Genomic DNA, 23,102 nt, shown 5'->3' on the forward strand with positions numbered 1-23,102 from the left:
GGGCCGGGGCCGGGCCCGGCGCACGCCGGATCAGGCAGTGGCGCCCGCGGTGAGTGCCGCCGCACGGGTGCGGAGGAACTGTGCCGTGAACTCGTCGAGTGGGTAGAAGAACTCGACCGCCAGCTCGGACAGGGTCACATCGGCGGGCGCGCCGAAGGTGGCCATGGTGCCGAACAGTGAGAGTTCGCCGTGCGGCGTACGCACCCGGATCGGCACCTGGAACGGGCCCGGATCGGTGCCGTGGTTTTCCGGACTCCCGGTATCGACCACCGGATAGGCGCTGACTTCGTCGTAGAGCGCGCGCAGCCGCGGGTCACCGGTGGTGTCGGCCTGCCGGGACAGTCGCTCCAGCAGCTGGGCGCGCACCTGGCGCGGATTGGCGAGCCGGGCGGCGAGACCCGCCGGATGCAGAACCAGCCGATAGACGTTGGGCCGGTCGGCCAGCAGCTCCGGGGGGACACCGTCGGTCAGCACGGTCAGTGCGGTGTTGGCGGTGACCACATTCCACCAGCGGTCCACCGCGACCGCCGGATAGGGCTCGTGCGCGGCGAGCATATGTTCCAATGCCGCCCGCGCCGAGGCGAGATACTCGTCGTCGAGATCGCTCTCGTGGTAGGCGGGCGCGTATCCGGCGGCAACGAGCAGCGTATTGCGCTCCCGCAGCGGCACATCCAAGGTCTGCGACAGGCGCAGCACCATATCCCGGCTCGGCGCCGAACGCCCGGTCTCCAGATACGACAGATGCCGGGCCGAGGAGCCCGCCGCCAGCGCCAGATCCAGCTGGCTCAGCCGTCGCCGCTGTCGCCACTCCCGTAGCAGGCCGCCGATCCGCGCCGGGTTCCCGTCGCTACGCTGCTCCACCTCGTGATCGTATCGGCGATCGGTTCGTGGCGGCCATGACCTCCGAGGTCATTGAATCGCCGACCGCGCCGCGGCACGGTCGGGAGCACCACGATCTTCCTGATCCGAGAGGCAGCCGAACCATGAGCACCGTGACACTGTCCGCGCCCGCGACCACCGAGGACCTGCTCCGCCGTACCCTGCGACTGGACGGCTGGGGAACGGGCGCCTTCGGCGTCCTGATGCTCGCCGGTGCCGTGCCGCTGCGGGGTCCGCTGGGGTTGCCGACCTCGTGGTCTGTGCCCTTCGGTGTCGCCATGCTCGGTGGTGCGCTGGCGCTGCTGCTCATCGCCGGGTACCCGGCGATCTCATCCCGGCACGCGGGCGGGGTCGTGGTGGTCAACTCGGTCTCGGTAGTGGGTCTGCTGGCTCTGCCGTTCACCGGTCTGCTCGATCTCACCGGCTTCGGCGTCGTCTTCTTCCTCGTCGGCGCAGTTGTCGTCGCAGCGTTCGCGGCGCTGGAATACGTGGGCCTGCGCCGGATCTTCGAGCCGACCGCGGATCAGGCGGGATAGCAGTGGATCTCGGTCGCCTTGAGCGCGGCCCACAACTCCGATCCCGGCCGGATCCGCAGATCGGCCACGGTGGCCGGGGTGATATCCGCCAGCGCCGGGACCGCTCCGTAGAGCCGGACCCGCACCGTATGGGCGTGTTGTTCGAGGCCGGCCACTGTCACCGGCCAGATGTTGCGCGGGCTGCCGTCGGGGCGCTGGGGATGCAGGCCGACCGCCGACGGCGCGAAGGTGAGATGTACCGGTCCGGTGGCGGGTTCGGCGACGGTGAGTTCACCGCCCCCGTCGAGCCGGACCACCGTGCCGGAACCCGTTCCGCGGAACAGGTTGAGCCCCACCAGGTCCGCGACATAATCGGAGCGGGGCCGGCGGGCGACCTCCCCGGGTGGGCCCTGCTGGACCAGCGCCCCGTCCTCCACGATGACCAGCCGGTCGGCGAGGACCATCGCGTCGAGCGGATCGTGGGTGACCAGCAGTGTATGGCCGGGATAATCGCCGAGATGATGGGCGAGCTCGGAACGCACCCGGACCCGGGTCGCCGCGTCCAGCGCCGCGAGCGGTTCGTCCAGCAGCAGGAGTCCCGGTTCGACGGCCAGTGCCCGGGCCAGCGCGACCCGCTGGGCCTGTCCACCGGACAGGGCGCGCGGCCGGGCGTGTGTGTAGTCGGCCAGCCCCACTCGGTCCAGCCAGCGCGCGGCCCGCTCGCGGGCGGCCGCCCGGCGCACCCCCCGCGCGCGCAATCCGAAGGCGACGTTCTCCAGTGCGTCGAGATGGGCGAAGAGCAGGTAGTCCTGGAAGACGACCCCGACCGAACGGTGTTCGGGTGGAACGAACTCGCGCGGCGGCGCGTCCCACACCCGGTCGTCGAGTCGTATCGACCCCGCCGTGAGCGGGGTCAGTCCGGCCAGCGCGCGCAGGGCGGTGGTCTTGCCGGCGCCGTTGGGGCCCAGGAGCGCGACGACTTCACCGGGTGCCAGGTCGAGATCCAGGTCCAGCGAGAAAGCGCCACGGCTCACCCGGAGTCGGGCGGTCAGGGTCACAGCACCGCCCGCAGCCAGCGTTCCCGCAGTGCGGCGAGCACGACCACCGAGACCAGCAGCAGCACCAGGCTCAGCACGATCGCCGCGGCCGGATCGGTTTCCAGTGCCAGGTAGACCGCGAGCGGCATGGTGGTGGTTTTACCCGGGAAATTACCGGCGAAGGTGATGGTGGCACCGAATTCGCCGAGGGCGCGGGCCCAGCAGAGCACCGTCCCGGCCACCACCCCGGGCAGGATCGAGGGCAGGGTCACGCGCCGGAACGCCAGCCAGCGCGATGCACCGAGGGTGGCCGCGGCCTCCTCGTAGCGTGGGTCGGCACCGCGCAGCGCGCCCTCCACCGAGATCACCAGGAACGGCATCGCCACGAAGGCCTCCGCCACCACGACACCCGGGGTGCTGAACGGCAATGCGATACCGAACCAGTCGTACAGGTAACGCCCCACCAGGCCCCGCCTGCCCAGGACCAGCAGCAATGCCACACCGCCGACCACGGGCGGTAGGACCAGCGGCACGGTGACCAGCGCCCGCACCAGCCCGCGCCCCGGCAGATCGCCGCGGGCGAGCAGCCAGGCCAGCGGTATACCCAGCAGCAGGCACAGCGCGGTGGCCAGACTCGCGCACACCAGCGAGAGCCGCAAGGCCTGGGCGACTTCCGCGCTGAACAACCGCTCCGGCAGCTGCTGCCACGGTGCCCGGATCAGGAGCCCGGCCAGCGGTATGAGCAGGAACAGCAGACCCAGCAGGGCGGGCAGGACCAGAACGACCGGCCGTCGCCCGCGTACCGCCCGCCGCCGGCGCAGTGCCGTGGTCCGGCGCCGCACCGGGTCGATGGTCACGGGGTGTCGAAACCGGCCGTGGTGAAGACCGATCGAGCCTGCGGGGACATCACGAAATCGACGAAGGCCGCGGCCGCGGCCGGGTTGGGCGCGGCCGCCACCGGTGCGATCGGATAGTCGTTGATCGCATCGTCGGATTCGGGGAACTCGATGCCGGCGACCTTGTCGCCGGCGGCGCGCACATCGGTCCGGTACACCAGAGCGGCGTCGACCTCGCCGAGGGTGACCTTGGTGAGTACCGCCTTCACATCGGGTTCCCGGGTGTCGGGTTGCGGGGTCACCCCGGCCGCGGCGAAGACCTTGTCGGCTGCTGCCCCGCACGGCACCTGTTCGGCACACAACGCGATCCGGGGTTCGGGCCGGCCGAAATCGGCCAGACCGCTGATACTGCCCGGATTGCCGGTGGGCACCGCGATCTCCAGGCGGTTGCGGACGAAGGTGATCGGTCCGGCGGTGACCGCACCCGATGCGATCGCCTGCTCCATATTGCGGGGTGCCGCCGAGGCGAACACATCGGCCGGCGCACCCTGCCCGATCTGCTCGGCCAGTGCCGAACTGCCGCCGAAACTGAACACCACGTCGACCCCGGGATGCGTCTGCTCGAACTGTTCGCCGAGCGTGGTGAAGGTTTCGGTGAGCGAAGCGGCGGCGAAGACGGTGACGGTCCCGGTGATTCCGTCTGCCGCAGCATTGCCGGAATCACCGCCGGAATCCTCACCGGCACAGCCGGCCAGTACGGTGACCAGCACGGCGGCCGGGGCCAGGCAGCGCAGTACGCGCCCTACTGCTGTTCTCATCGTCAGCTCTCCGGAATCTCGACCACCACATGCGTCGATTTGACCGACGCGACCGTCACACTGCCCACTTCGATCCCGAGTTCGTCCACCGATTCCCGGCTCAGCAGGGAGACCAGCCGGAACGGTCCGGCCTGCATCTCCACCTGCGCCATGACCGTATCGGTGACCACCCGGGTCACGATGCCGCGCATCCGATTGCGCGCCGATGCCGCCACGGTCACCCCGGGTTCGGGCGCCCCCGCATGCTGCCGCGCGAATTCGGCCAGGTCGCGGCCCTGGACACCTTTGCGCCCGTTCTTCAGCTGGACCGACGGAAGCCGTCCCTGATCTATCCAGCGCCGCACGGTGTCATCGCTGACACCGAGCAGCCCGGCGGCTTCCTTGACCCGCAGATACGTCACGGTTGGGAGTATATAGCCGGATATGCGGAATAAAAGCGGGAAAAGGGGCAAACCTCTCAACCGGCCGGCACGGGCAGGATCATCTCGCTTTCGGGGCGGGGATCGTCCTCGGCGCACGGTTTGCGCGCGCCGGTGCGAGTGAACCCGTTGCGTAGATACAGCTGCTCGGCCGGGCGGTTCCCGTCCACGACCCACAACCGCAGGGTCCGGTGTCCGGCCGCGGCCGCCCAGTCGATCACGGCGCGGACGAGTCCGTCCGATACTCCGGTCCGGCGCGCCCGGTGCGCGGTCCACATCGATACCAGCAGGGGTCCGTCCGCCTCGACCATCACCCCCGCCGAACCCACCGGTCCGGAAGCGGATTCGGCGACGAACAGCGGGTATCGGCGTTCGGTCCACGCTCGCCACTGCGCCTCCGTCCACGCGAGCGCTTCCGCATGAGTGGTGGAGAAGGTCCCGGGCGCCGAACCGGCCAGGGCGTCCAATCGAACCTCCCGTGCGATCCGCCAGTCCGCCGGCCCGATCCGTCGTATCCGCATCACCAGATGTTCGGGGGATTCCGGCTGTGCGGCAAGGCGTTTACCGAATTCCGGCCGGAGGGTGCGGGTGAACCACAGGTAAGAGCCGGGAAATCCGGCCGCGGTGCCGAACCCGCTGCCGCACGGCGGTGCAACAGTGCGGCCGTGATCCCGATCGTTCTCGGCCGGATGCCGCGAACGGCGGGACGGTCCGGACCGCCGGTGCCCCGCCCGCCGTCCGGCCCGATCAGTCCTTCGGACCGCCCGCGACGTAGATGACCTGTCCCGAGACGAACCCCGCGCCCTCGCTGGCGAGGAACGACGCGGTATGCGCGATATCCTCCGGATAGCCGACGCGGTTCACCGGGATCTGCGCGGCGGCGCCCTTCTGGAAGTCCTCGAAATCGACCCCGACCCGCGCGGCGGTGGCCGCGGTCATATCGGTGACGATGAACCCGGGGGCGATCGCGTTGGCGGTGACTCCGTATTTGCCCAGTTCGAAGGCCAGAGTTTTGGTGAAGCCCTGCATACCGGCCTTCGCGGCAGAGTAGTTCACCTGGCCGCGGTTGCCCAGCGCCGAGGTGCTGGACATATTGACGATGCGGCCCCACTTCTGTTCGACCATGTATTTCTGTGCGGCCCGGGTGAGCAGGAAGGCGCCGCGCAGGTGGACACCCAGGACGGTGTCCCAGTCGTCGACGCTCATCTTGAACAGCAGGTTGTCGCGCAGGACGCCGGCATTGTTGACCACGACGGTGGGGGCGCCCAGTTCTCCGGCCAGCCGCTCGACCGCGGCGTTCACCGAATCCTCCTTGCTGACGTCGGCACCGAGCGCGATCGCCTGCCCGCCGGCGCTCTCGATCGCCGAGACGGTCTCGGCGCAGGCGGATTCGTCGAGGTCCAGCACGCCTATCCGCATGCCGTCGGAAGCCAGTCGTTTGGCGATGGCGGCCCCGATTCCGCGGGCGGCGCCGGATACTACTGCGATCCTCTCGGTCATCAGTGCGAAGTCCTCTCGTGTGGTCGGCTGTTCTTACGCCATCTAACAGCGTGCGGAGTCGCGGATCGAGGGGGCGGCCGGACAAGATCTCCGCGTCGGCGCTGTGCGGACGGGACAGTGCAGGTGACGGGTGCGCTACCGGCGAGTGGCGCGGCGGAGGGCACGTCGCCTGCGGGCGCGCGGGCGGCCGAATCGGCTCAGCGGTGTGGGTGGCACGGTCCGGTGCCGGGGAAGTCCCGAGCGCTTCTCCCCGCCGGGCCCTGTCCGATAATTCACCTAGGTGTGGGTTTCCCGCACTCCCCAAATGGGTAGTGCGCCATCTATTCTCGAAGCACCCCACTCACCAGGCAGTTTGGAATGACATGACCACACCGCAGTCCCCGTACGATCCGGCTACGGGCAAACCCTATTCCGCGCAGCCGCCCGCCGGCGCCCAGCCGTCGGCCTACAACCCGGGCGGGCAGGCCTACGGTGCGAATCAGGCGCCGGTTTCCCCGTCCGATGCCAAGACCTGGGCCATGCTGGCGCACTTCGGCGGTATCGTCCTCGGTTTCGTCGCACCGCTCATCGTCTGGGTGATGTACAAGGACCGTGACGAGTTCGTGCGCCGGCACGCGGTGGACGCGCTGAACTTCCAGATCGTGCTGGCCATCGCCTATGTGGTGTCCGCGGTGCTGATGATCGTGCTGATCGGATTGCTGCTGTTCCCGATCGTCTGGATCGCCGGCATCGTGTTCTCGGTACTCGCCGGGATCGCGGCCAACAACGGCCGCGAGTACAAGTACCCGTTCAACCTCTCGCTCGTGAAGTGACCGGTGTTCCCGGGCCGGTGCACCGGCCCGGGAACACGCCTGCGGTACCGGATGGGCGCAGTGGTATCCGGTACCGACGGTCAGGGACGCAGTACCGACGTCAGGAACTCGGTCTGGTCGTAGACGGTCTGCTCGAACAATTCATCGAAATACAGGTCGAAATGTCCTGCCGGATACCGCTTCACCACTGCGTGTTTGGTCTTGCCGGCGGCCCGTAGCGCCGGTTTCACCGGGGTGATCGAATCGTTGTCGCACAATGCGTACAGCACCGGCATCTTCAACTCCTTCACATGCCGGGCCGGGCGGTCGAACAAGATCGAGAAGGCGGCCCGGGCCGGGATCTTCGGCCGGTAGCTCGGACTCTCCTCGGCCAGCCGCCCGAATCCGCCCGGGACATCCGAACCGGTCATCATGGCCGTGGCACGTTTACGCCCGGCCAACCGGATCTGGACCGGTTTGCGCGCAATCGTGCCGAACACCAGATCGGACGCCGCGAGAAAGCCCACCTTCACAAAGCTCAGCAGGCCTTTCGCCAGGCCCGAGGAGAATCCGCTGACGAACGGCACCTGCGCCACTACTGCCGCGATATAGGCATCGTCCGGGGCCACCGACAGGGCATGCCCGCCGCCCAGCGAGGTGCCCCACAGTGCGATGCGGGTCGCATCGAAACCACGCAGCGTGCGAGCGTAGGCTACGGCGGCGGTCCAGTCCTCGCGCTGCCGTGCCAGATTGACCACCTGCCGAGGGTCGCCGTCGCTGCCCCCGAAATGCCGGTAGTCGAAGACCAGCACCCCCATTCCCGCCGCGGCGAACCGCCGCGCGAACCGATCCAGTCCCATTTCCCTGTTGGCCCCCAACCCGTGCCCCATCACCACGATGGGGCGAGGCTTGGGCGGGCCGGCCGGTAGATATAACCAGCCGGCACATTTCTGACCCCCCGAAGGGAATCCGACCTCGACACGCTCCATGATCATGGACGGTACCGAGTTGTCACCAGCGGTGGGTTGTCCGCCCGGCTGGACGGCAGACAGCACCGGGGGATTCGGCCGGTTCCGGCGCAGCAGGTCCGCGAGGTGGCCCGCCGTGCCCGGACCGGCCATGAGCAGGTCGCGGTGGACCGTCGCCGAGCGGCACCGAGTACTCTGTTGCCCCGGATGAGCCGGCCGGGCGGTCGCGGCGCCGGGAACGGGCACCCCAGTGGTGCCACGCTCGGTGCCGAGGAAAGTCCGGACTCCACAGAGCAGGGCGGTTGCTAACGGCAACCCGGGGTGACCCGCGGGACAGTGCCACAGAAAACAGACCGCCCACGGCCCGCGAGGGCCGTGCGGTAAGGGTGAAACGGTGCGGTAAGAGCGCACCAGCGCCCCGGGTGACCGGGGCGGCTCGGTAAACCCCGCCCGGAGCAAGGTCGAAGATCGCACCTCGCGGTGCGGTTGCGCAGGTGTTCGAGGGCTGCTCGCCCGAGCCTGCGGGTGGACCGCTCGAGGTACCCGGCGACGGTGTGCCCAGATGGATGGCCGCCTCCCGGTGCGAACCGGGGACAGGATCCGGCTTACTGGCCGGCTCATCCGCCCGCTCTCCCGCCCGCCACCGGCCGGTCGGTATCCCGTTCGCCGGCACGGTCGCGTGCCTTCCGACGGCGCCGGAATCCCGTCCCTGGTCCGCGCATCGCGGCCGGCCGCCCGGGTGTGCTCCTGTCCGAAAGGGTTCCCGCGGGCGCCGAACGGAGTGGGGAAGCCGGGCGTACGATCTTTGTTTCACAGCGGCGGCCGCCGAGTGCCCCGTACCATCACCAGGGAAACACGATGAGAGCCAGACAATTCGCCGCCGTCGCAGTCGGGGCCGTCGCCGTGTGCGCACTATCGGCCTGCGGCAGCGACGACACGCCCACCGGCCAGCCCATGACGGTTGTGGCCAGCGCCGACGCCGGGGCGCCGACTGTGCCCCCGGCGACGAAGACGCGCGGACTCTACACTCCGACCGAAACCGCGGTCGGCCAGTCCGGTTTGGCGGCGTCCATCACGTCGGTGGAGGAGGTGAACTCGCAGGAGGGCCCGGTCACCGTGATCACCCTCCAGATCGAGAACATCACCGACGACGTGTGGAGCGGCCGCAACTGGACGATCCCGACTGTGGTGTACGGGGACGCGGGCACCCCGGCCCAACATGTCAAGTCACCGTCGGAGGGGTTCGGTGACGGGGTGCAGGGTTCGATCCCGCCCGGCAGCCGCCAGACCGTGAAGCATGCGTACAAAGTGACCAAGGCGCAGTTGAAATCGGCGGTGGTGACCGCCGGCAGTGTGATCTGGCAGGGCGATTTCTCCGAGTTCCGCCGGTGAACCGGTTCGCCGATGAACTCCGAGCCGGACGGGAACGCCGATGAAGATCCTGGTCACCGGTGCCACGGGGAATATCGGCCGTAAAGTCGTCGATCAGCTGCTGCTGCGGGGCGCGACCGATATCCGCGCGCTCACTGTCGATCCGGCCAAGGCGGCGCTGCCGGCCGGAGTCGAGGCGGTCCGCGGATATCTGCGCAGACCCGCGACATTGCCGGCCGCGTTCGAGGGGGTGGACCGGATGTATCTGGCGTCGATCCAGGACGGGGTGGACGAGGTGGTCGAGACGGCCCGGGCCGCCGGCATGCGCCATATCGTCGACCTGTCCGGCGAGCCGGACAGCTGGTGGGGTGCCATCGCGACAGCGGTCGAGGGCAGCGGGATCGGCTGGACCCATCTGTGGCCCGGGGATTTCATGGAGAACACCGGGATGTGGGCGCAGCAGATCCGTGCGACGGGGACGGTGCGCGAACCCGATCCCGATATCGGCAGCACCCCGATCGCCATGGACGATATCGCCGCAATCGCGGCGGCCGCTCTCACCGAGGAGGGGCATCTGGGCCGGGCGTACGCGCTCACCGGTCCGGAGAAATTGAGCCGGGCGGAGCTGGTGCGTGAGATCGGCACCGCACTGGGCCGCGAGATCGGATTCCTACGCGCCTCCCGAGAGGAGACCGTTCGCGCCTTGCGACCGGCGATGGGCGATAACGCGCAATGGTATGTCGACAATGTGCTCGTCGGCCTGGACGGGCACACGTTGCCGCCCAATCGGGTCGCCGAAGAAATTCTGGGACGGCCCGCGACGACGTTCACGCAATGGGCGGCGCGCTACGCCGCCGAATTCTTCGGCGCGACCCGTCCCGGTCACTGATCGGAAAATTCTCTGTTTCGCCCTGACCGGGATTCGCCGCCGATGATCTTTCGTCCGGTGAATTCCACGGCCGTTGCCGACCTACGGAATTCATCGGGCCGCGGATTACCGCGGAGCTACCGGTCCCGGCACATGACGGCGATCATCTGATACACGGCCTGCGTTTCGGGTTCGGTCGGTTCGGTGTCGCCGATCGCGAGCCGCCCGGTCAATGTGGAGACCACTTCGTCATCCGGATCGCCGGCCCGGATTTCGGCACATGTCTCGGTGAAGATCGCGGCGAGCGCCGGATCGTCTCGCCCTTCGGCCAGACCGGGGAACGCGCCCCGGAACCCGATGACGAACGAACCGGCCTTCACCTGGTCGATCTGCGCGGTATCGGGGCTCGTCGCGGCCGTCGTCGCCGGAGCGGACGCTGCGGTTTCCGCGGTATCGCCACCGCAGGCGGCGACGGCCGGTAGGGCCGCGACGAGGACGGCGGCGAGTAGGGACAGAGGTCTGTTCACCCCCGGGATGGTAACTCCGCCAACTCCGCGAGATGGACACCGTCCCCCGCCGGGCGGGGGACGACGTTCATCCAGCGGCTACTCAGGCCGAGGGACCGATCACGAGCATCTGCGCCAGTGCCGTGGCCTGCTGCGGGCCGATGAGGGGGAGCAGATAGTCATAGATGAGAGTGGACATACGTGATGAAACTCCAGCTCGGGATGTAGTCGGACGCTTACGGTTCGCCACAGTATCAGTTGCTCGGTGGCCGCGATCTTTTCCGGCGGGATTCGTGTAGAACTGGCATAAATGGTGATTGCCGTCATAAAGTGGGCGGGGTCGGCAGGCTTGTTCGGTGCCCTGGAGTTCACGAACGAGCCGATTCATACCTATCGGAAGACAGGTCACAACACATATGCGGGTAGCACGTTCCTTGGCAACCGGAGCTTTGATGGCCGGGGCCGCATCTGTTCTCGCTACCGTGGGCGCCGGCTCGGCCGGTGCCGTCGCGGTGACACCGCTGCCCGGTGGAGTGCGGGTAGACCTCAGCCCGGCGGATACGCGCTGGGTGGATCAGAACAATATCGGGCAGATGGTGGCGGGTATTCCGCATCCGTCGGCTCCGTCGTTCGGTCAGGCGCTGGACGCGGCCGCGGCCGTTTCCGCCGCCCAGCCGAACGGCCGGGTGGTTTTCACCGTATTCGGACCGCTGCACGAACTGAGCGGCTCGATGCTGGCATTGCAATAGTTCCTACGGGATTTCAGTACCGCCGGGCCGGTACCGGGGCAACCCGGCGCCGGCCCGGCTCTTCCGATGCCGACCGTGAACCGTTGTGCCGCAACGGTTCACGGAGACCTGCTCAGGCCGTATCGATGGCGGCCGCGGCGGCGGGATATTGCGCCAGGCAGCGCCCGGCGGCGGTGTCCTCGGCGTCGGCGAGCGTTTCGAACAGTGCGGTGTCCTCGCCGGCGGTATGCGCTTCGGCGGCCCGGGCGCGCAGCGCGTCGTACGATTCGACCGCGTCGCGGTGATCGCCCAGCACGGTCTGGAGATTCTTCGCACGTTTACCGAGGTGCGCGGCGGAATCGCCGAGGACCGCGGTGGCCGCCTCGCACGAATACCGTAAACGTTTGGCGCTCTTGCGGATATCGTGCAGTAGTTCCACCCGCTCGGCGGGTGCCACGGTCGGCTCGGAGCGGACCAGGCGGCGCACTCGCTTACGATCCTTGCCCAGTACCGTCCGGAACACCTCGGTCGCCGGTGCGCCCGAAGCCGTATCCCGCAGCGGCGGGGTGTGACCCCATTCCGTCAGCTCACGTCGCATCGCGCGGTAGCGGTCGCTGTCCAACGCCGTGAGCACCGCATCGTGCGCGGTGGCGTACCGGTCGCGCTCGGTGCGCACCAGGCGATCGCGGGTGGCTTCCAGGGCCGCGGACTCGGGGTCGGCGTGGCGATCCAGCAGTTCGGCAAATCGTTCGGCACGCACCTCCGCGTCCCGCGCCACCCCCAATATTCCGGCCAGCCAGGCGAGTTCGGTCCGCATCCGGTTGTCCGCGTCCGGTTCCAGCAGCGTCCGGTAGGAGCGCAGCACACTGCGCAACCGGCGGGTCGCCACCCGCATCTGGTGGACCGAATCGTCAGCGTCGGCCCGCACCTGCGGTTCAGCGGTCAGCAGGCGTTCGATATCAGCGCGCAGGGCCTCGGTGAGTGCGGAGCCCGCTTCGATCGGCTTGTCATCCATGGTGTTCCACCGCCGCGAAGGTATCGGTGGCCTCGACGAGGTGATGGACGATCCCCGGTTCGCTCGCGGAATGTCCGGCGTCGTCGACGATGTGCAGGCGCGACCCCGGCCAGGCGCGATGCAGGTCCCACGCGCTGACCGCGGGACAGACGATATCGTGGCGGCCCTGCACCAGCACAGCGGGAATACCGGCGATCACGTCGATATCGCGCAGCAGCTGGGCCTCGTCGAGAAAACCGCCGTGCCGGAAATAATGGTTCTCGATCCGCGCGAAGGCGAGCGCGAAACGGGGATCGGAGGTTTCGGCCACCCGGGCCGGATCGGGCCGCAGCGAACTGGTCGCGCTCTCCCAGGTGGTCCACGCGACCGCCGCCGCGGTCGCGATCTGCGGATCGGCCGAACTCAACAGGCGGTGGTAGGCCTCCACCAGATCGCCGCCGCGTTCGGCTTCTGGGATCGGGGCCAGGAATTTCTCCCACTCGTCCGGATAGACGTAGCCGGCACTGCCGTTGTAGTACCAGTCGATCTCCTTGCGGCGCAGCAGGAAGATGCCGCGCAGCACCAGTTCGGTGACCCGCTGCGGGTACTGCTGCGCATAGGCCAGCGACAGGGTCGAACCCCAGGAGCCGCCGAAGACCAGCCACTGCTCGATCCCGAGTTCCGCGCGCAGCGTTTCGATATCGGCGATCAGATGCGCGGTGGTGTTGACCGACAGGTCCGCGCCGTCGGCGATATGCGGGGTCGAGCGGCCGCAGCCGCGCTGGTCCAGCAGCACGATGCGGTAGCGGTCGGGATCGAAGTACCGGCGGTTGCGCGGCGAGGTGCCGCCGCCCGGTCCGCCGTGCAGGAACACGGCGGGCTTCCCGTCCGGGTTACCGCTGGTCTCCCAGTACACCGCCTGGCCGTCACCGGCTGCGAGCATGCCGTGCTCGTAGGGTTCGATCGGCGGGTACAGCGGGCGCATCAGAAAGCCAGGCCGGAGGCCAGGTCGGGGAGTTCGAGCGCTTGGACCGCCTCGGTGTGTACATCGGGACAGGTTTCGGTGGTGACCCGGTCCACCACGGCCTTGTCACCCAGGACCTGCGCATTGATACCGCCGTTGGTGAGCGCCCATTCGTGGACCATGGCGTTGAGGCCGATCCGGCCCAGCGTCGGACCCTGGACGCGCCAGTTCGACAGCTCCGGCCGCATCATGTCGCACAGGTTCTGGGCGGCTTTGTCCGGGATCTCGAGCGGGGCGGCGGGTGCGGCGCTGCTCTTGGTCGCCGTGCCGGTCGCGGAGGCGGCGGAAGCGGCCGGGGAGGTGTCCGGCGAACCGGTCTGCACCCCGCCGCAGCCGGTGAGCAGTACCGCTCCGGCAACTCCCGCCACCGTGAGAGCACCCCGTGTTGTCCAAGCGCGTCGCCGCATCAGTACCTCTGACCTCGAGTCGAAACCGTCGATACCGAGTTTGCCATCCCGCGCCGGAGTGGGTGCCCGCTCCGAGACCTGCTACGGGTCAGAAACTGTGTTCCGGACCCGGGAACGTGCCCTGGCGCACCTCGTCGGCGTAGGCGGCGGCCGCCTCGCGCAGCACATCGCCGACCGCGGCGAAACGCTTCACGAACTTGGCGGTCTTCCCGCTGGTGTACCCGGCCATGTCCTGCCAGACGAGGACCTGGGCGTCGCAGTCGGCACCGGCGCCGATACCGACGGTGGGAATACCGAGTTTGCTGGTGACCTGGGCCGCGACCTCGGCCGGAACCATCTCCATCACCACCGAGAAAGCACCCGCGGCCTGTACCGCGATCGCGTCCGCGAGCAGCCCCTCCGCGCCCGCCCCACGGCCCTGGACTCGGTAACCGCCCAGCGTGTTCACGCTCTGCGGGGTGAAGCCGATATGAGCCATCACCGGGATACCGGCGGCGGTCAGCATCCTGATCTGATCGGCCACACGTTCGCCGCCCTCGAGTTTCACCGCGTGCGCGCCGCCCTCCTTCATGAACCGGGTCGCCGTGGCGAGTGCCTGTTCCGGGGAACCCTCGTAGCTGCCGAACGGTAGATCCGCCACCACCAGCGCGTGCGGGGCGCCTCGGACCACGCCCCGGACCAGCGGGATCAACTCGTCGGTGGTGATGGGCACAGTCGTCTCGTACCCGTACACCACATTGGCGGCGGAGTCGCCGATGAGCAGGACCGGAATACCGGCCTCGTCGAAGAGGCGGGCACTGGAGTAGTCGTAGGCGGTGAGCATGGCCCAGCGCTCGCCCGTCGCCTTCATCTGCTGTAGATGCTGGACGCGGGTGGGGCGGCGGGCCGGTTTCGTTGCCGCGGTGGCACCGTAGACGGGCGTCTCCGCTGCGGAATCGGGCATGCCGGATGATACGGACATCATCGTCCCTTTCGTCTCCTCGAGGCCCTGACCGGGTCCCCGGGTCTGGTTGACGCCTTCCAGTGTGCACCCCCGCCCGAGCTCGAATTAAGCCCGCCACCAGGTGCGATTCGTCACATCCCCAGGAGCGGTGCCCTGTCCCGCTAGCATTGCGCCGGTGCGGAGCGGGTGTGGAGTGCTGGCGGGTGTGCTGGCGGGTGTGCTGGCGGCGGCGACGGTACTCGTCGCCGGATGCGCGGACGAGGCCCGGGAGCAACCGGCCCCACCCGCGCCGGTCCCGGCCGAGTTGAGTCGTTTCTATACCCAGACACTGTCCTGGGAGCCCTGTGCCGGCTTTACCGAACCCGGTGAGGCGCTGCCACCGGCGGCGCAGTGCGCGCGGGTCGAGGTCCCGGTCGACTACGCCGACCCCGACGGGCCGACCGCGCAGCTGGCGGTGTCCCGGATGCGGGCCACCGGGTCCAAGATCGGATCGCTGCTGATCAACCCCGGTGGTCCGGGTATGTCCGGGCTGTCCACCGTCATGTTGGGCGGTGGCACCGAACTGGCCGACCGGTTCGACCGGGTCGGGTTCGATCCACGCGGGGTGGGTGCCTCCACTCCGGCGATCGACTGCCTGACCCCGCCGGAGGCCGACGCGGAACGGGCCGAACTTCCGGTGCCGAACACTCCGGAAGGTATCGGCGAAGCCGAGACCGAGAACCGGGAGTACGCCGACCGGTGCGTGGCCCGTACCGGTTCGCAATTCCTCGCCCATGTCGGGACCCGCGAGGTGGTTCAGGATATGGATATCCTGCGGGCAGTGCTGGGCGATCCGGAGCTGAACTATCTCGGCTACTCCTACGGCACCCGGCTCGGCTCGGCGTACGCGGAGAAGTACCCGGGCAATGTGCGTGCCATGGTTCTGGACGGCGCCATCGACCCTTCGCAGGATCCGGTCGCCGAATCGTTGCGGCAGGCCGCCGGTTTCCAGAAGGCTTTCGACGCCTACGCCGCGGACTGCGCGCAAGCCCCGGAGTGCCCGCTGGGAACCGACCCGGCCCAGGCGGTTCCGCGTTTCCGCGCGCTGGTCGATCCGCTGTGGAATGCGCCGGCGGCCACCACCGACCCCCGCGGCCTCAGCTACGACGACGCGATCACCGGCGTACAGCAGACCTTGTACGGGGCGGATTTCTGGCCGGTTCTCACCGTCGGTCTCACCGAGCTGTCGCAGGGGCGCGGCGACACCCTGCTGCAGCTCGCCGATATGTACAACGGCCGCCGCGACGACGGCACCTACAGCAATCTCACCGATGCCTTCGACGCGATTCGCTGTGTGGACGATCCACGGGTCACCGATCGGGCGGTCGCCGGTCGCCAGGACACCGAGTATCGGCGGGCCGCCCCCTTCCTGGACGACGGCCGTGGCACCGGGGCGGCGCCGCTGGAACTGTGCGCCGATTGGCCGGTGCCCAACACCAGCCGCCCGCACGACATCTCCGTCCAGGGATTGCCCCGGATCGTGGTGGTGTCGACCACCGGGGACCCGGCCACCCCTTATCAGGCCGGTGTCGACCTCGCCGACCAGCTCGGTGCGGCACTGATCACCCATGAGGGTGACAGCCATACCGTGGTCCTCAACGGCGGTGCGACCTGCGTAGACGACGCGGTCATCAGCTACCTGGTGGACCTGGACACCCCGGCCGAGGGACTGCGCTGCTGACCCGACACACAGCGCAGCGCGTCATGTAACACGGATTTAACGCCAGGTGCCTACTCTCGCGGTCATGGATCGCCAGAAGGAATTCGTGCTGCGGACGCTCGAAGAGCGGGATATCCGCTTCGTACGTCTCTGGTTCACCGACGTACTGGGCTATCTGAAGTCCGTCGCCATCGCACCCGCCGAACTCGAGGGGGCGTTCGAAGAGGGCATCGGGTTCGACGGATCCGCCATCGAAGGATTCGCCCGGATCTCCGAGGCCGATATGGTGGCCCGGCCCGATCCGTCGACCTTCCAGGTGCTGCCCTGGGCCTCCAGCAAGGGCCATCAGCATTCCGCCCGGATGTTCTGCGATATCACCATGCCCGACGGTTCGCCGTCGTGGGCCGATCCGCGCCATGTGCTGCGGCGTCAGCTCAACAAGGCGGGCGACGTCGGGTTCAGCTGCTATGTGCATCCGGAGATCGAATTCTTCCTGTTGAAGAACCAGCCCGACGGTGTGGACCCGGTGCCCGCCGATACGGGCGGCTTCTTCGACCAGGCCGTCCACGATTCCGCGCCGAACTTCCGGCGGCACGCCATCGACGCCCTCGAATCCATGGGTATCTCGGTGGAGTTCAGCCATCACGAGGGCGCGCCCGGCCAGCAGGAGATCGACCTGCGCTACGCCGACGCGCTGTCGATGGCCGACAATGTGATGACCTTCCGGTACCTGATCAAGGAAGTCGCGATCGACGAGGGCGTGCGCGCCACGTTCATGCCCAAACCCTTCGCTCAGTACCCGGGGTCGGCCATGCACACCCATATGAGCCTGTTCGAGGGGGAGGCGAACGCGTTCTCCGATCCCGACGACCCGGACAACCTCTCCACCACGGCCCGGGCCTTCATCGCGGGCATCCTCGAGCACGCCCACGAGATCAGTGCCATCACCAACCAGTGGGTGAACTCGTACAAACGGCTCATCCACGGTGGCGAGGCGCCCACGGCGGCGTCGTGGGGCCGGTCCAACCGGTCGGCGCTGGTCCGGGTGCCCATGTACACCCCGAACAAATCGTCGTCGCGTCGCGTCGAGATCCGCAGTCCCGATTCGGCCTGCAATCCCTACCTGTCCTTCGCCGTACTGCTGGCCGCGGGCCTGCGGGGCGTCGAGAAGGGCTACACACTGCCGGCCGAGGCCGAGGACGACGTCTGGTCGCTCACCGCGGCCGAACGGCGCGCCATGGGCTTCAAAGAGCTGCCCGGCACCCTGGACGAGGCGCTGCACGCCATGGAGCGGTCCGAACTCGTCGCCGAAACACTCGGTGAGCACGTCTTCGATTTCTTCCTGCGCAACAAGCGCCGGGAGTGGGCGGACTACCGGGCCCAGGTGACCCCGTTCGAACTGCGCGAATACCTGGGTCTCTGAGCGCGGCTCATCCGGGTATGTGACCGGGCCGGTCAGGGTGTGTGCGGTCCGGACCCACACCTCCGTCCGGTCCGAACCCGGGGCCGGTGCGCACGGCTCCGATGACCTCGTGCGCGAGCCAGGGGTCCGGCACACACGGGGCTCGGTAGTCGGTACCTTGAGCTCATGGTCCGCCCACCGTCTGCTCGGTCCGCCGTCCCCGGTGCCGGTCGTCTCGGATTGCTCGAACCGACGGCCGCCGCCTCGCTGAAAACCCTCGGCTGGGACAACGTCGAGAGCATTCCGGTCCTGTGGTCGCTGTCGAGGTCGCCGGACGCCGATCTCGCGCTGAACACGCTGATCAGATTGTCCGAGGCGCTCGGAAACGACTGGGCCGAACTGGATTCGGCGATCCGCGCCGAGCGGATGCTGCGCGGCAGGCTGTTCGCCCTGCTGGGCGCTTCCACCGCGTTCGGCGATCATCTGGTCGCCGAACCGGGATGCTGGACGTTGCTGCGCCGCGCGGAACTGCCCGATCGCGACGAGTTGATCGCGGACCTGCTCGCGGTGGTTTCCGCCGAACCCGAGTCCGGGCCGAATGCCGCGCCGATGCTGTTCCGGGCCGGCGAATCCGGTCCGGAAGTGGTCGCGGCGCTGCGGAAGCGGTACCGCGATCAGCTCATGCTGCTGGCCGCGGTGGATCTGGCCGCGACCGTCGAGGACGAGCCGGTGATCCCCTACGAGCAGATCGGCCGCCAGCTCACCGCGCTCGCCGATGCCGCGCTCACCGCCGCACTGGCGGTGGCGGTGGCCAGGGTGTGCAAGGACGAGCCGTGCCCGGTGCGGCTGGCGGTGATCGCCATGGGCAAGAGCGGCGCGTGCGAACTCAACTACGTCAGCGATGTCGATATCGTGTTCGTCGCCGAGCCCGCCGACGCCGTCGCCACCCGGCTGGCCGCCGAACTGATGACCGTGGGTTCCTCGGCGTTCTTCGATGTGGATGCCGCGTTGCGGCCGGAGGGCAAGGCCGGTGCGCTGGTGCGCACGCTGGAATCCCATCTGGCCTACTACCAGCGGTGGGCACGGACGTGGGAGTTCCAGGCCCTGCTCAAGGCACGGCCGATGACCGGAGACCTGGAACTGGGCGAGCAGTACCGGTCCGCCACCGACGCTCTGGTGTGGACCGCCTCCGAACGACCGGATTTCGTCCCCGATGTGCAGGCGATGCGCCGCCGGGTCGAGGATCTGGTACCCGCCGAACTGCGCGAGCGCGAACTCAAACTCGGCAGCGGCAGCCTGCGCGATGTGGAGTTCGCGGTCCAGCTGCTGCAACTGGTGCACGGCCGGGTCGATCCGAAGCTGCATGTCCAGGGAACCGTCGAAGCTCTCGCCGCGCTGGCCGCGCGCGGTTATGTCGGCCGGGAGGACGCCGCGAACCTCACGGCCTCCTACGAATTCCTGCGCCTGCTCGAGCACCGGCTGCAGTTGCAGCGGCTCAAACGCACCCATACGCTGCCCGCCGCCGACGACGAGGAGGGGATGCGCTGGCTGGCGCGGGCCGCTCATATCCGCCCGGACGGTAAACGGGACGCCGCCGGCGTATTGCAGGTCGAGCTGCGCCGGCAGACCGGGCGGATCCGCCGCCTGCACACCAAACTCTTCTACCGGCCGCTGCTGGAATCGGTGGCCCGGCTGGATTCGGACGCCCTGCGACTGAGCCCGGACGCCGCCGTCCGGCAGCTCGCCGCCCTCGGGTACGCCGCGCCCGAACACGCGCTGGGCCATCTGCGCGCCCTCACCAGCGGTGTATCTCGCAAGGGCCGGATCCAGGCGCTGCTGTTGCCGACCCTGCTGGAATGGCTCGGCGAAACCCCCGACCCCGATGCCGGTCTGCTCGCCTACCGGCGGGTGTCGGAAGGGCTGGTGGACCAGGACTGGTATCTGCGGGTGCTGCGGGACGAGGGCGCGGTGGGGCAGCGCCTCATGATGGTGCTGGGCTCCTCGGCGTACCTGCCGGACCTGCTGATCAACGCTCCCGAGACCATTCGCATGTACGCGGACGGCCCGCACGGGCCGCTGCTGTTACGCACCCAGCCGGTCGAGGTGGCAGGCGGGATCCTCACCGCCGCCGACCGATACAGCGATCCCAAGCGCGCGGTCGCGACCGCGCGCTCGCTGCGCCGGCACGAACTCGCCCGGGTGGCCTCGGCGGATCTGCTGGGCCTGCTCGATGTGCCGCAGGTCTGCGCGGCGCTGTCGGCGGTGTGGGTGGCGGTACTGGAAGCGTCGCTGCGCGCGGTGATCCGGGCCAGTGTGGCCGAACGGGGCGCGCCCGCCCCCGCGGATTTCGCGGTGATCGGGATGGGCCGGCTGGGCGGAATGGAACTCGGGTACGGATCCGACGCCGATGTGCTGTTCGTCTGCGATCCGCGTCCCGGCGAGGAAGAGCATGTCGCCGTGAAATGGGCCAACGGTATCGCCGAGCAGGTGCAGAAACTGCTCGGCGCCCCCAGTACCGATCCGCCCCTGCAGGTGGACGCCGGTTTGCGGCCGGAGGGCCGCAGCGGTCCGCTCGTGCGTACCCTGGCCGCCTACGACGCCTACTACCACCAGTGGGCGCAGCCGTGGGAGGTGCAGGCGCTGCTGCGCGCCCACCAGGTCGCGGGTGACCAGCAGCTGGGCCTGCGCTTCCTGCACACGATCGACGATGTGCGCTACCCGGCCGGTGGCGTATCCGCCGACGCGGTCCGGGAGATCCGCCGGATCAAGGCGCGGGTCGATTCCGAGCGACTGCCACGCGGCGCCGATCCCGCCACGCACACCAAGCTCGGCCGCGGTGGCCTGGCCGATATCGAATGGACCGTTCAGTTGCTGCAATTGCGGCACGCGCACGAGATCCCGGCCCTGCACAACACCTCGACCCTGGAATCGCTCGATGTCATCGAACAGTCGGATCTGCTGGACCCGGTCGACGTCGATCTGCTGCGCCGCTCCTGGATCACCGCGACCGCGGCCCGCAACGCGCTGGTCCTGGTGCGCGGTAAACCTTCCGACCAGTTGCCGGGTCCGGGAACGACGTTGTCGGCCGTGGCGAAGGTGGCCGGTTGGCCGAACGACGACGGCGGCGAGTTCCTCGACAACTATCTGCGGGTCACCCGGCGGGCCCGGGCAGTGGTGGAGCGGGTCTTCGGCGTCTGACGGCCACCGGGTGCCGCGCGGGGAGAAGATCGCGGTCGTGCTGTGCACCGCCGCCGGCGGTATGCCGGAGGCGGTGCACACCGATCACCCGATCGCGGTTCCCTCGAGCTCGACCAGCTGACCGGGGACAGCCAGCCGGGTGACCCCGAGCAGCGTGGTGGCCGGCGCCACCCCGGCAGCGCCCAGGCGCGCGGCCAGTACCCCGTAATGCCGGAGGAGCAGATCGACGTCGGTGGTGTAGATGTCGAGCCGGACCAGGTTCGCCAGGGACATGGCGGCCGCGCCGAGCACCCCCTCCACATTGTCGAGGCTCAGCGCCAGCTGCGCCCCCATATCACCGATATGCAGGGGTTCGCCGTCGTCGCTCATGGCGGTCTGCCCGGAGCAGTACAGGGTTCGGGTGTGCCCGGAGACGAGCACACCCTGGTCGAATCCCATCGCCGCCGACCAGGTCACCGGGTTGACCGCAGTTCGTTGCACTTCCACATCAGCTCCGTTCGGTTGTCGAGTACCGTCGGCCCGGACAGTCGTGCCTCGGGACGCCGTGGCGGCAAGCCTGCCGGGAAATCACGACACCCTGTGTCAGGTATTCGATAGGGTTTTTCGGTGCGGGCCGATCGGTTGGTGGCGCTGGTGCTGCTGCTGCGCCAGCGCGGTCGGCTGACCGCGGCCGAACTGGCCGACGAACTGGAAGTGTCCACCCGCACGGTGCTGCGCGATATCGAGGCGTTGTCCGCGGCCGGCATCCCGGTGTTCACCGAACGCGGCAGGCACGGCGGTTTCGCACTGCTCCCCGGATTCCGGACCGAGCTCACCGGGCTGAACCACGACGAAGCGCTCGCTCTGCTGGTCGCCGGGTCACGGCGTGGCGCACAGGCGTTCGGGCTGGGCTCGGCGCTCGCCTCGGCCATGCTCAAGGTGGTCGACGCATTACCCGCGAGCTATCGGGACACCGCGGCCGAGGTGGCCGAGCGGCTGCTCATCGAGCCGGCGACCGATCTGCTGTCGCGCCGATCGGCCGTCGAGGAGGTACCCGCGCCGGTACTGGCCGAGATCCGGCGCGCGGTGCTCGCCGGTCACAAGCTGCGCATCCACTACGCGGCAGTCGATCAGGCCCCGAAGTGGCGAACTGTCGACCCGATCGGCGTGGTCGTCGTCCGCGACCTGGGCTACCTGCTGGCCACTCGGTCCGGCGCGGACCGGACCTATCGTCTGTCGCGGGTGTCGGCCGCGCAGGAACTCCCCGAACCGGCCCAGCGACCGGACCGGGTCGATCTGGATCTGGCCTGGCGGGAACGCAGTACGCGGTTCCGGAACGACGGCGACATATCGGCCGTTCTGGTGCGGGTGTCCCCGGCGCGGCGGGCGGAACTGGTGGGTACGGCACTGGCCGTGCGCACCGAGGAAACCGACGCGGACGGTTGGCTCCGCCTGGAGCTGACGTTCCAGGACGCCCGGCACGCCGAATGGGCACTGTGGCAGCTCACCACCGATGCGGAAGTCCTGGCCCCGGTGTCGTTGCGCAGATCTCTGTACGACCGCGCCGCCGCGATCGCCGCCCGCTACCGGGAGTCGTCCTGACGGGTTGTCGCCGCGAGCCGCCGCCGGTGCGATCCGGACCGCCGCGCACCCCGGCGGCGCGGGCACACCGCACGATGTGCCCGTTTCGCGGATCGGGCGAACGGCGGAACCGGCCCCCTCAGCGGGCGACCGGTGAGGTCAGGGCCAGGAACCGGGTGACCAGTTCCTGCAGTACCCGCCGGTCCTCCAGATCGGCCGGGCGGTAACCGTCCGCGGCGGTGATCGTCACCCGGGTGTCCCGCCGGATTCCGAGTTCGGTCCAGCAGTAGGGGAGTACCGGTAGGTTCACCGAGCGATCGTCGGCCGCCACGGTGACCCGTGACGTGCAGCCGGGCAGGCAGAACGCCAGTTCCTCGGCGACCGCGGCCGTCAACGCGCCGGGTGAGCGGAATTCCTCGACGTACACCGGACCTCCTCGCGAAGTACTCCGACCAGTCTAGGGCCGGGTCGAGTGCTAACGGCCGTGCCGCCGAGCCCTATACCGCAGAATGGACTGATCGCCCGCATTTCTTCGCTGTACGCCGTTGTCCGCCTTGTGATTCGATGATCCTCGGTCCGGTGCGGCGGGTTCGCGATCCGGGCGATGCCGGGCCCGGGGCCCGGTTCGGAACGGGGAGG

24 protein-coding genes and 1 other RNA gene are annotated in these 23,102 nt (G+C 68.9%); 10 read left to right on the forward strand and 15 right to left on the reverse strand.

What is annotated here, in order from left to right:
* Nucleotides 1-30: 30 nt before the first annotated feature.
* The gene (locus tag ACWCPQ_RS09220) at nucleotides 31-861 is read right to left on the reverse strand and encodes a helix-turn-helix domain-containing protein (RefSeq protein ID WP_449896500.1); all 831 of its coding nucleotides are present in this window, start codon (nucleotides 859-861) and stop codon (nucleotides 31-33) included.
* 122 nt (nucleotides 862-983) lie between these two features.
* Here ACWCPQ_RS09220 and ACWCPQ_RS09225 point away from each other — a divergent pair, with 122 nt between their 5' ends.
* Complete coding sequence (locus tag ACWCPQ_RS09225; protein ID WP_449896502.1) at nucleotides 984-1,415, forward strand: hypothetical protein; 432 nt, start codon at nucleotides 984-986, stop codon at nucleotides 1,413-1,415.
* Here the strand turns inward: ACWCPQ_RS09225 and ACWCPQ_RS09230 are convergent.
* From ACWCPQ_RS09230 to fabG, 6 genes are all read right to left on the reverse strand, one after another.
* Nucleotides 1,403-2,452, reverse strand: coding sequence for an ABC transporter ATP-binding protein (locus tag ACWCPQ_RS09230; protein WP_449896504.1), 1,050 nt, complete (start codon nucleotides 2,450-2,452; stop codon nucleotides 1,403-1,405). The two genes, ACWCPQ_RS09225 and ACWCPQ_RS09230, sit on opposite strands and share 13 nt — an antisense overlap.
* Nucleotides 2,449-3,252, reverse strand: a complete 804-nt coding sequence (gene modB, locus ACWCPQ_RS09235; protein ID WP_449896811.1) for a molybdate ABC transporter permease subunit — start codon at nucleotides 3,250-3,252, stop codon at nucleotides 2,449-2,451. Before modB ends, ACWCPQ_RS09230 begins: the two co-directional genes overlap by 4 nt.
* A 32-nt stretch (nucleotides 3,253-3,284) precedes the next feature.
* Nucleotides 3,285-4,085, reverse strand: coding sequence for a molybdate ABC transporter substrate-binding protein (gene modA, locus ACWCPQ_RS09240; RefSeq protein ID WP_449896506.1), 801 nt, complete (start codon nucleotides 4,083-4,085; stop codon nucleotides 3,285-3,287).
* 2 nt (nucleotides 4,086-4,087) lie between these two features.
* Entirely contained in the window at nucleotides 4,088-4,486 is a 399-nt protein-coding gene (locus ACWCPQ_RS09245; RefSeq protein WP_449896508.1) for a TOBE domain-containing protein, read from the reverse strand.
* 56 nt (nucleotides 4,487-4,542) lie between these two features.
* Entirely contained in the window at nucleotides 4,543-5,025 is a 483-nt protein-coding gene (locus tag ACWCPQ_RS09250) for an N-acetyltransferase family protein (RefSeq protein WP_449896510.1), read from the reverse strand.
* A gap of 226 nt (nucleotides 5,026-5,251) precedes the next feature.
* The gene (gene fabG / locus ACWCPQ_RS09255) at nucleotides 5,252-6,004 is read right to left on the reverse strand and encodes a 3-oxoacyl-ACP reductase FabG (protein WP_449896512.1); all 753 of its coding nucleotides are present in this window, start codon (nucleotides 6,002-6,004) and stop codon (nucleotides 5,252-5,254) included.
* Between the two features lie 362 nt (nucleotides 6,005-6,366).
* Between fabG and ACWCPQ_RS09260 the strand changes: the two genes are divergently transcribed.
* The gene (locus tag ACWCPQ_RS09260; RefSeq protein WP_449896514.1) at nucleotides 6,367-6,816 is read left to right on the forward strand and encodes a DUF4870 domain-containing protein; all 450 of its coding nucleotides are present in this window, start codon (nucleotides 6,367-6,369) and stop codon (nucleotides 6,814-6,816) included.
* Nucleotides 6,817-6,896: 80 nt separating this feature from the next.
* Here ACWCPQ_RS09260 and ACWCPQ_RS09265 read toward each other — a convergent pair whose 3' ends face one another.
* Nucleotides 6,897-7,790, reverse strand: a complete 894-nt coding sequence (locus ACWCPQ_RS09265) for an alpha/beta hydrolase (RefSeq protein WP_449896516.1) — start codon at nucleotides 7,788-7,790, stop codon at nucleotides 6,897-6,899.
* 181 nt (nucleotides 7,791-7,971) lie between these two features.
* On the opposite strand from ACWCPQ_RS09265, the gene rnpB reads away from it, so the two are divergent.
* The 3 genes from rnpB to ACWCPQ_RS09280 all read left to right on the forward strand — a co-directional run bounded on the left by rnpB (nucleotide 7,972) and on the right by ACWCPQ_RS09280 (nucleotide 10,023).
* Nucleotides 7,972-8,387: RNase P RNA component class A (gene rnpB / locus ACWCPQ_RS09270), an RNA gene on the forward strand.
* Nucleotides 8,388-8,621: 234 nt separating this feature from the next.
* Nucleotides 8,622-9,155 (forward strand): hypothetical protein, encoded by a 534-nt coding sequence (locus ACWCPQ_RS09275; protein ID WP_449896518.1) that lies wholly within the window; start codon nucleotides 8,622-8,624, stop codon nucleotides 9,153-9,155.
* A gap of 40 nt (nucleotides 9,156-9,195) precedes the next feature.
* Complete coding sequence (locus tag ACWCPQ_RS09280) at nucleotides 9,196-10,023, forward strand: NAD(P)H-binding protein (RefSeq protein ID WP_449896520.1); 828 nt, start codon at nucleotides 9,196-9,198, stop codon at nucleotides 10,021-10,023.
* Between the two features lie 116 nt (nucleotides 10,024-10,139).
* Here the strand turns inward: ACWCPQ_RS09280 and ACWCPQ_RS09285 are convergent, their stop codons facing one another.
* Nucleotides 10,140-10,529 (reverse strand): hypothetical protein, encoded by a 390-nt coding sequence (locus tag ACWCPQ_RS09285; RefSeq protein ID WP_449896521.1) that lies wholly within the window; start codon nucleotides 10,527-10,529, stop codon nucleotides 10,140-10,142.
* Nucleotides 10,530-10,960: 431 nt separating this feature from the next.
* Here ACWCPQ_RS09285 and ACWCPQ_RS09290 point away from each other — a divergent pair, with 431 nt between their 5' ends.
* Entirely contained in the window at nucleotides 10,961-11,257 is a 297-nt protein-coding gene (locus ACWCPQ_RS09290; protein ID WP_245564098.1) for a hypothetical protein, read from the forward strand.
* A 112-nt stretch (nucleotides 11,258-11,369) separates the two neighbouring features.
* Here ACWCPQ_RS09290 and ACWCPQ_RS09295 read toward each other — a convergent pair whose 3' ends face one another.
* From ACWCPQ_RS09295 to panB, 4 genes are all read right to left on the reverse strand, one after another.
* Complete coding sequence (locus tag ACWCPQ_RS09295) at nucleotides 11,370-12,251, reverse strand: CHAD domain-containing protein (protein WP_449896523.1); 882 nt, start codon at nucleotides 12,249-12,251, stop codon at nucleotides 11,370-11,372.
* The gene (pip, locus tag ACWCPQ_RS09300) at nucleotides 12,244-13,215 is read right to left on the reverse strand and encodes a prolyl aminopeptidase (protein WP_449896525.1); all 972 of its coding nucleotides are present in this window, start codon (nucleotides 13,213-13,215) and stop codon (nucleotides 12,244-12,246) included. The genes ACWCPQ_RS09295 and pip overlap by 8 nt, the downstream gene beginning before the upstream one ends.
* Nucleotides 13,215-13,622: a hypothetical protein gene (locus ACWCPQ_RS09305; RefSeq protein ID WP_449896526.1), complete on the reverse strand. Its 408-nt coding sequence runs from the start codon at nucleotides 13,620-13,622 to the stop codon at nucleotides 13,215-13,217. Before ACWCPQ_RS09305 ends, pip begins: the two co-directional genes overlap by 1 nt.
* Nucleotides 13,623-13,749: 127 nt before the next feature.
* Nucleotides 13,750-14,604 carry a 3-methyl-2-oxobutanoate hydroxymethyltransferase gene (gene panB, locus ACWCPQ_RS09310; RefSeq protein ID WP_449896528.1) on the reverse strand — a complete coding sequence of 285 codons (855 nt, stop codon included), beginning with the start codon at nucleotides 14,602-14,604 and terminating at the stop codon, nucleotides 13,750-13,752.
* Nucleotides 14,605-14,779: 175 nt separating this feature from the next.
* On the opposite strand from panB, the gene ACWCPQ_RS09315 reads away from it, so the two are divergent.
* From ACWCPQ_RS09315 to ACWCPQ_RS09325, 3 genes are all read left to right on the forward strand, one after another.
* Nucleotides 14,780-16,324 (forward strand): alpha/beta hydrolase, encoded by a 1,545-nt coding sequence (locus tag ACWCPQ_RS09315; protein WP_449896530.1) that lies wholly within the window; start codon nucleotides 14,780-14,782, stop codon nucleotides 16,322-16,324.
* Between the two features lie 64 nt (nucleotides 16,325-16,388).
* Nucleotides 16,389-17,726 (forward strand): type I glutamate--ammonia ligase, encoded by a 1,338-nt coding sequence (glnA, locus tag ACWCPQ_RS09320; protein ID WP_449896532.1) that lies wholly within the window; start codon nucleotides 16,389-16,391, stop codon nucleotides 17,724-17,726.
* A 165-nt stretch (nucleotides 17,727-17,891) separates the two neighbouring features.
* Complete coding sequence (locus ACWCPQ_RS09325) at nucleotides 17,892-20,903, forward strand: bifunctional [glutamine synthetase] adenylyltransferase/[glutamine synthetase]-adenylyl-L-tyrosine phosphorylase (RefSeq protein ID WP_449896534.1); 3,012 nt, start codon at nucleotides 17,892-17,894, stop codon at nucleotides 20,901-20,903.
* Nucleotides 20,904-20,987: 84 nt separating this feature from the next.
* Here the strand turns inward: ACWCPQ_RS09325 and ACWCPQ_RS09330 are convergent, their stop codons facing one another.
* Nucleotides 20,988-21,383 (reverse strand): RidA family protein, encoded by a 396-nt coding sequence (locus tag ACWCPQ_RS09330; RefSeq protein ID WP_449896813.1) that lies wholly within the window; start codon nucleotides 21,381-21,383, stop codon nucleotides 20,988-20,990.
* A 126-nt stretch (nucleotides 21,384-21,509) separates the two neighbouring features.
* Between ACWCPQ_RS09330 and ACWCPQ_RS09335 the strand changes: the two genes are divergently transcribed.
* Nucleotides 21,510-22,484 carry a helix-turn-helix transcriptional regulator gene (locus ACWCPQ_RS09335; RefSeq protein ID WP_449896536.1) on the forward strand — a complete coding sequence of 325 codons (975 nt, stop codon included), beginning with the start codon at nucleotides 21,510-21,512 and terminating at the stop codon, nucleotides 22,482-22,484.
* Between the two features lie 118 nt (nucleotides 22,485-22,602).
* On the opposite strand, the gene ACWCPQ_RS09340 is transcribed toward ACWCPQ_RS09335, so the two are convergent.
* Nucleotides 22,603-22,890, reverse strand: a complete 288-nt coding sequence (locus tag ACWCPQ_RS09340) for a hypothetical protein (protein ID WP_449896538.1) — start codon at nucleotides 22,888-22,890, stop codon at nucleotides 22,603-22,605.
* Nucleotides 22,891-23,102 lie beyond the last annotated feature (212 nt).

The organism is Nocardia sp. NPDC001965 (assembly GCF_053594175.1).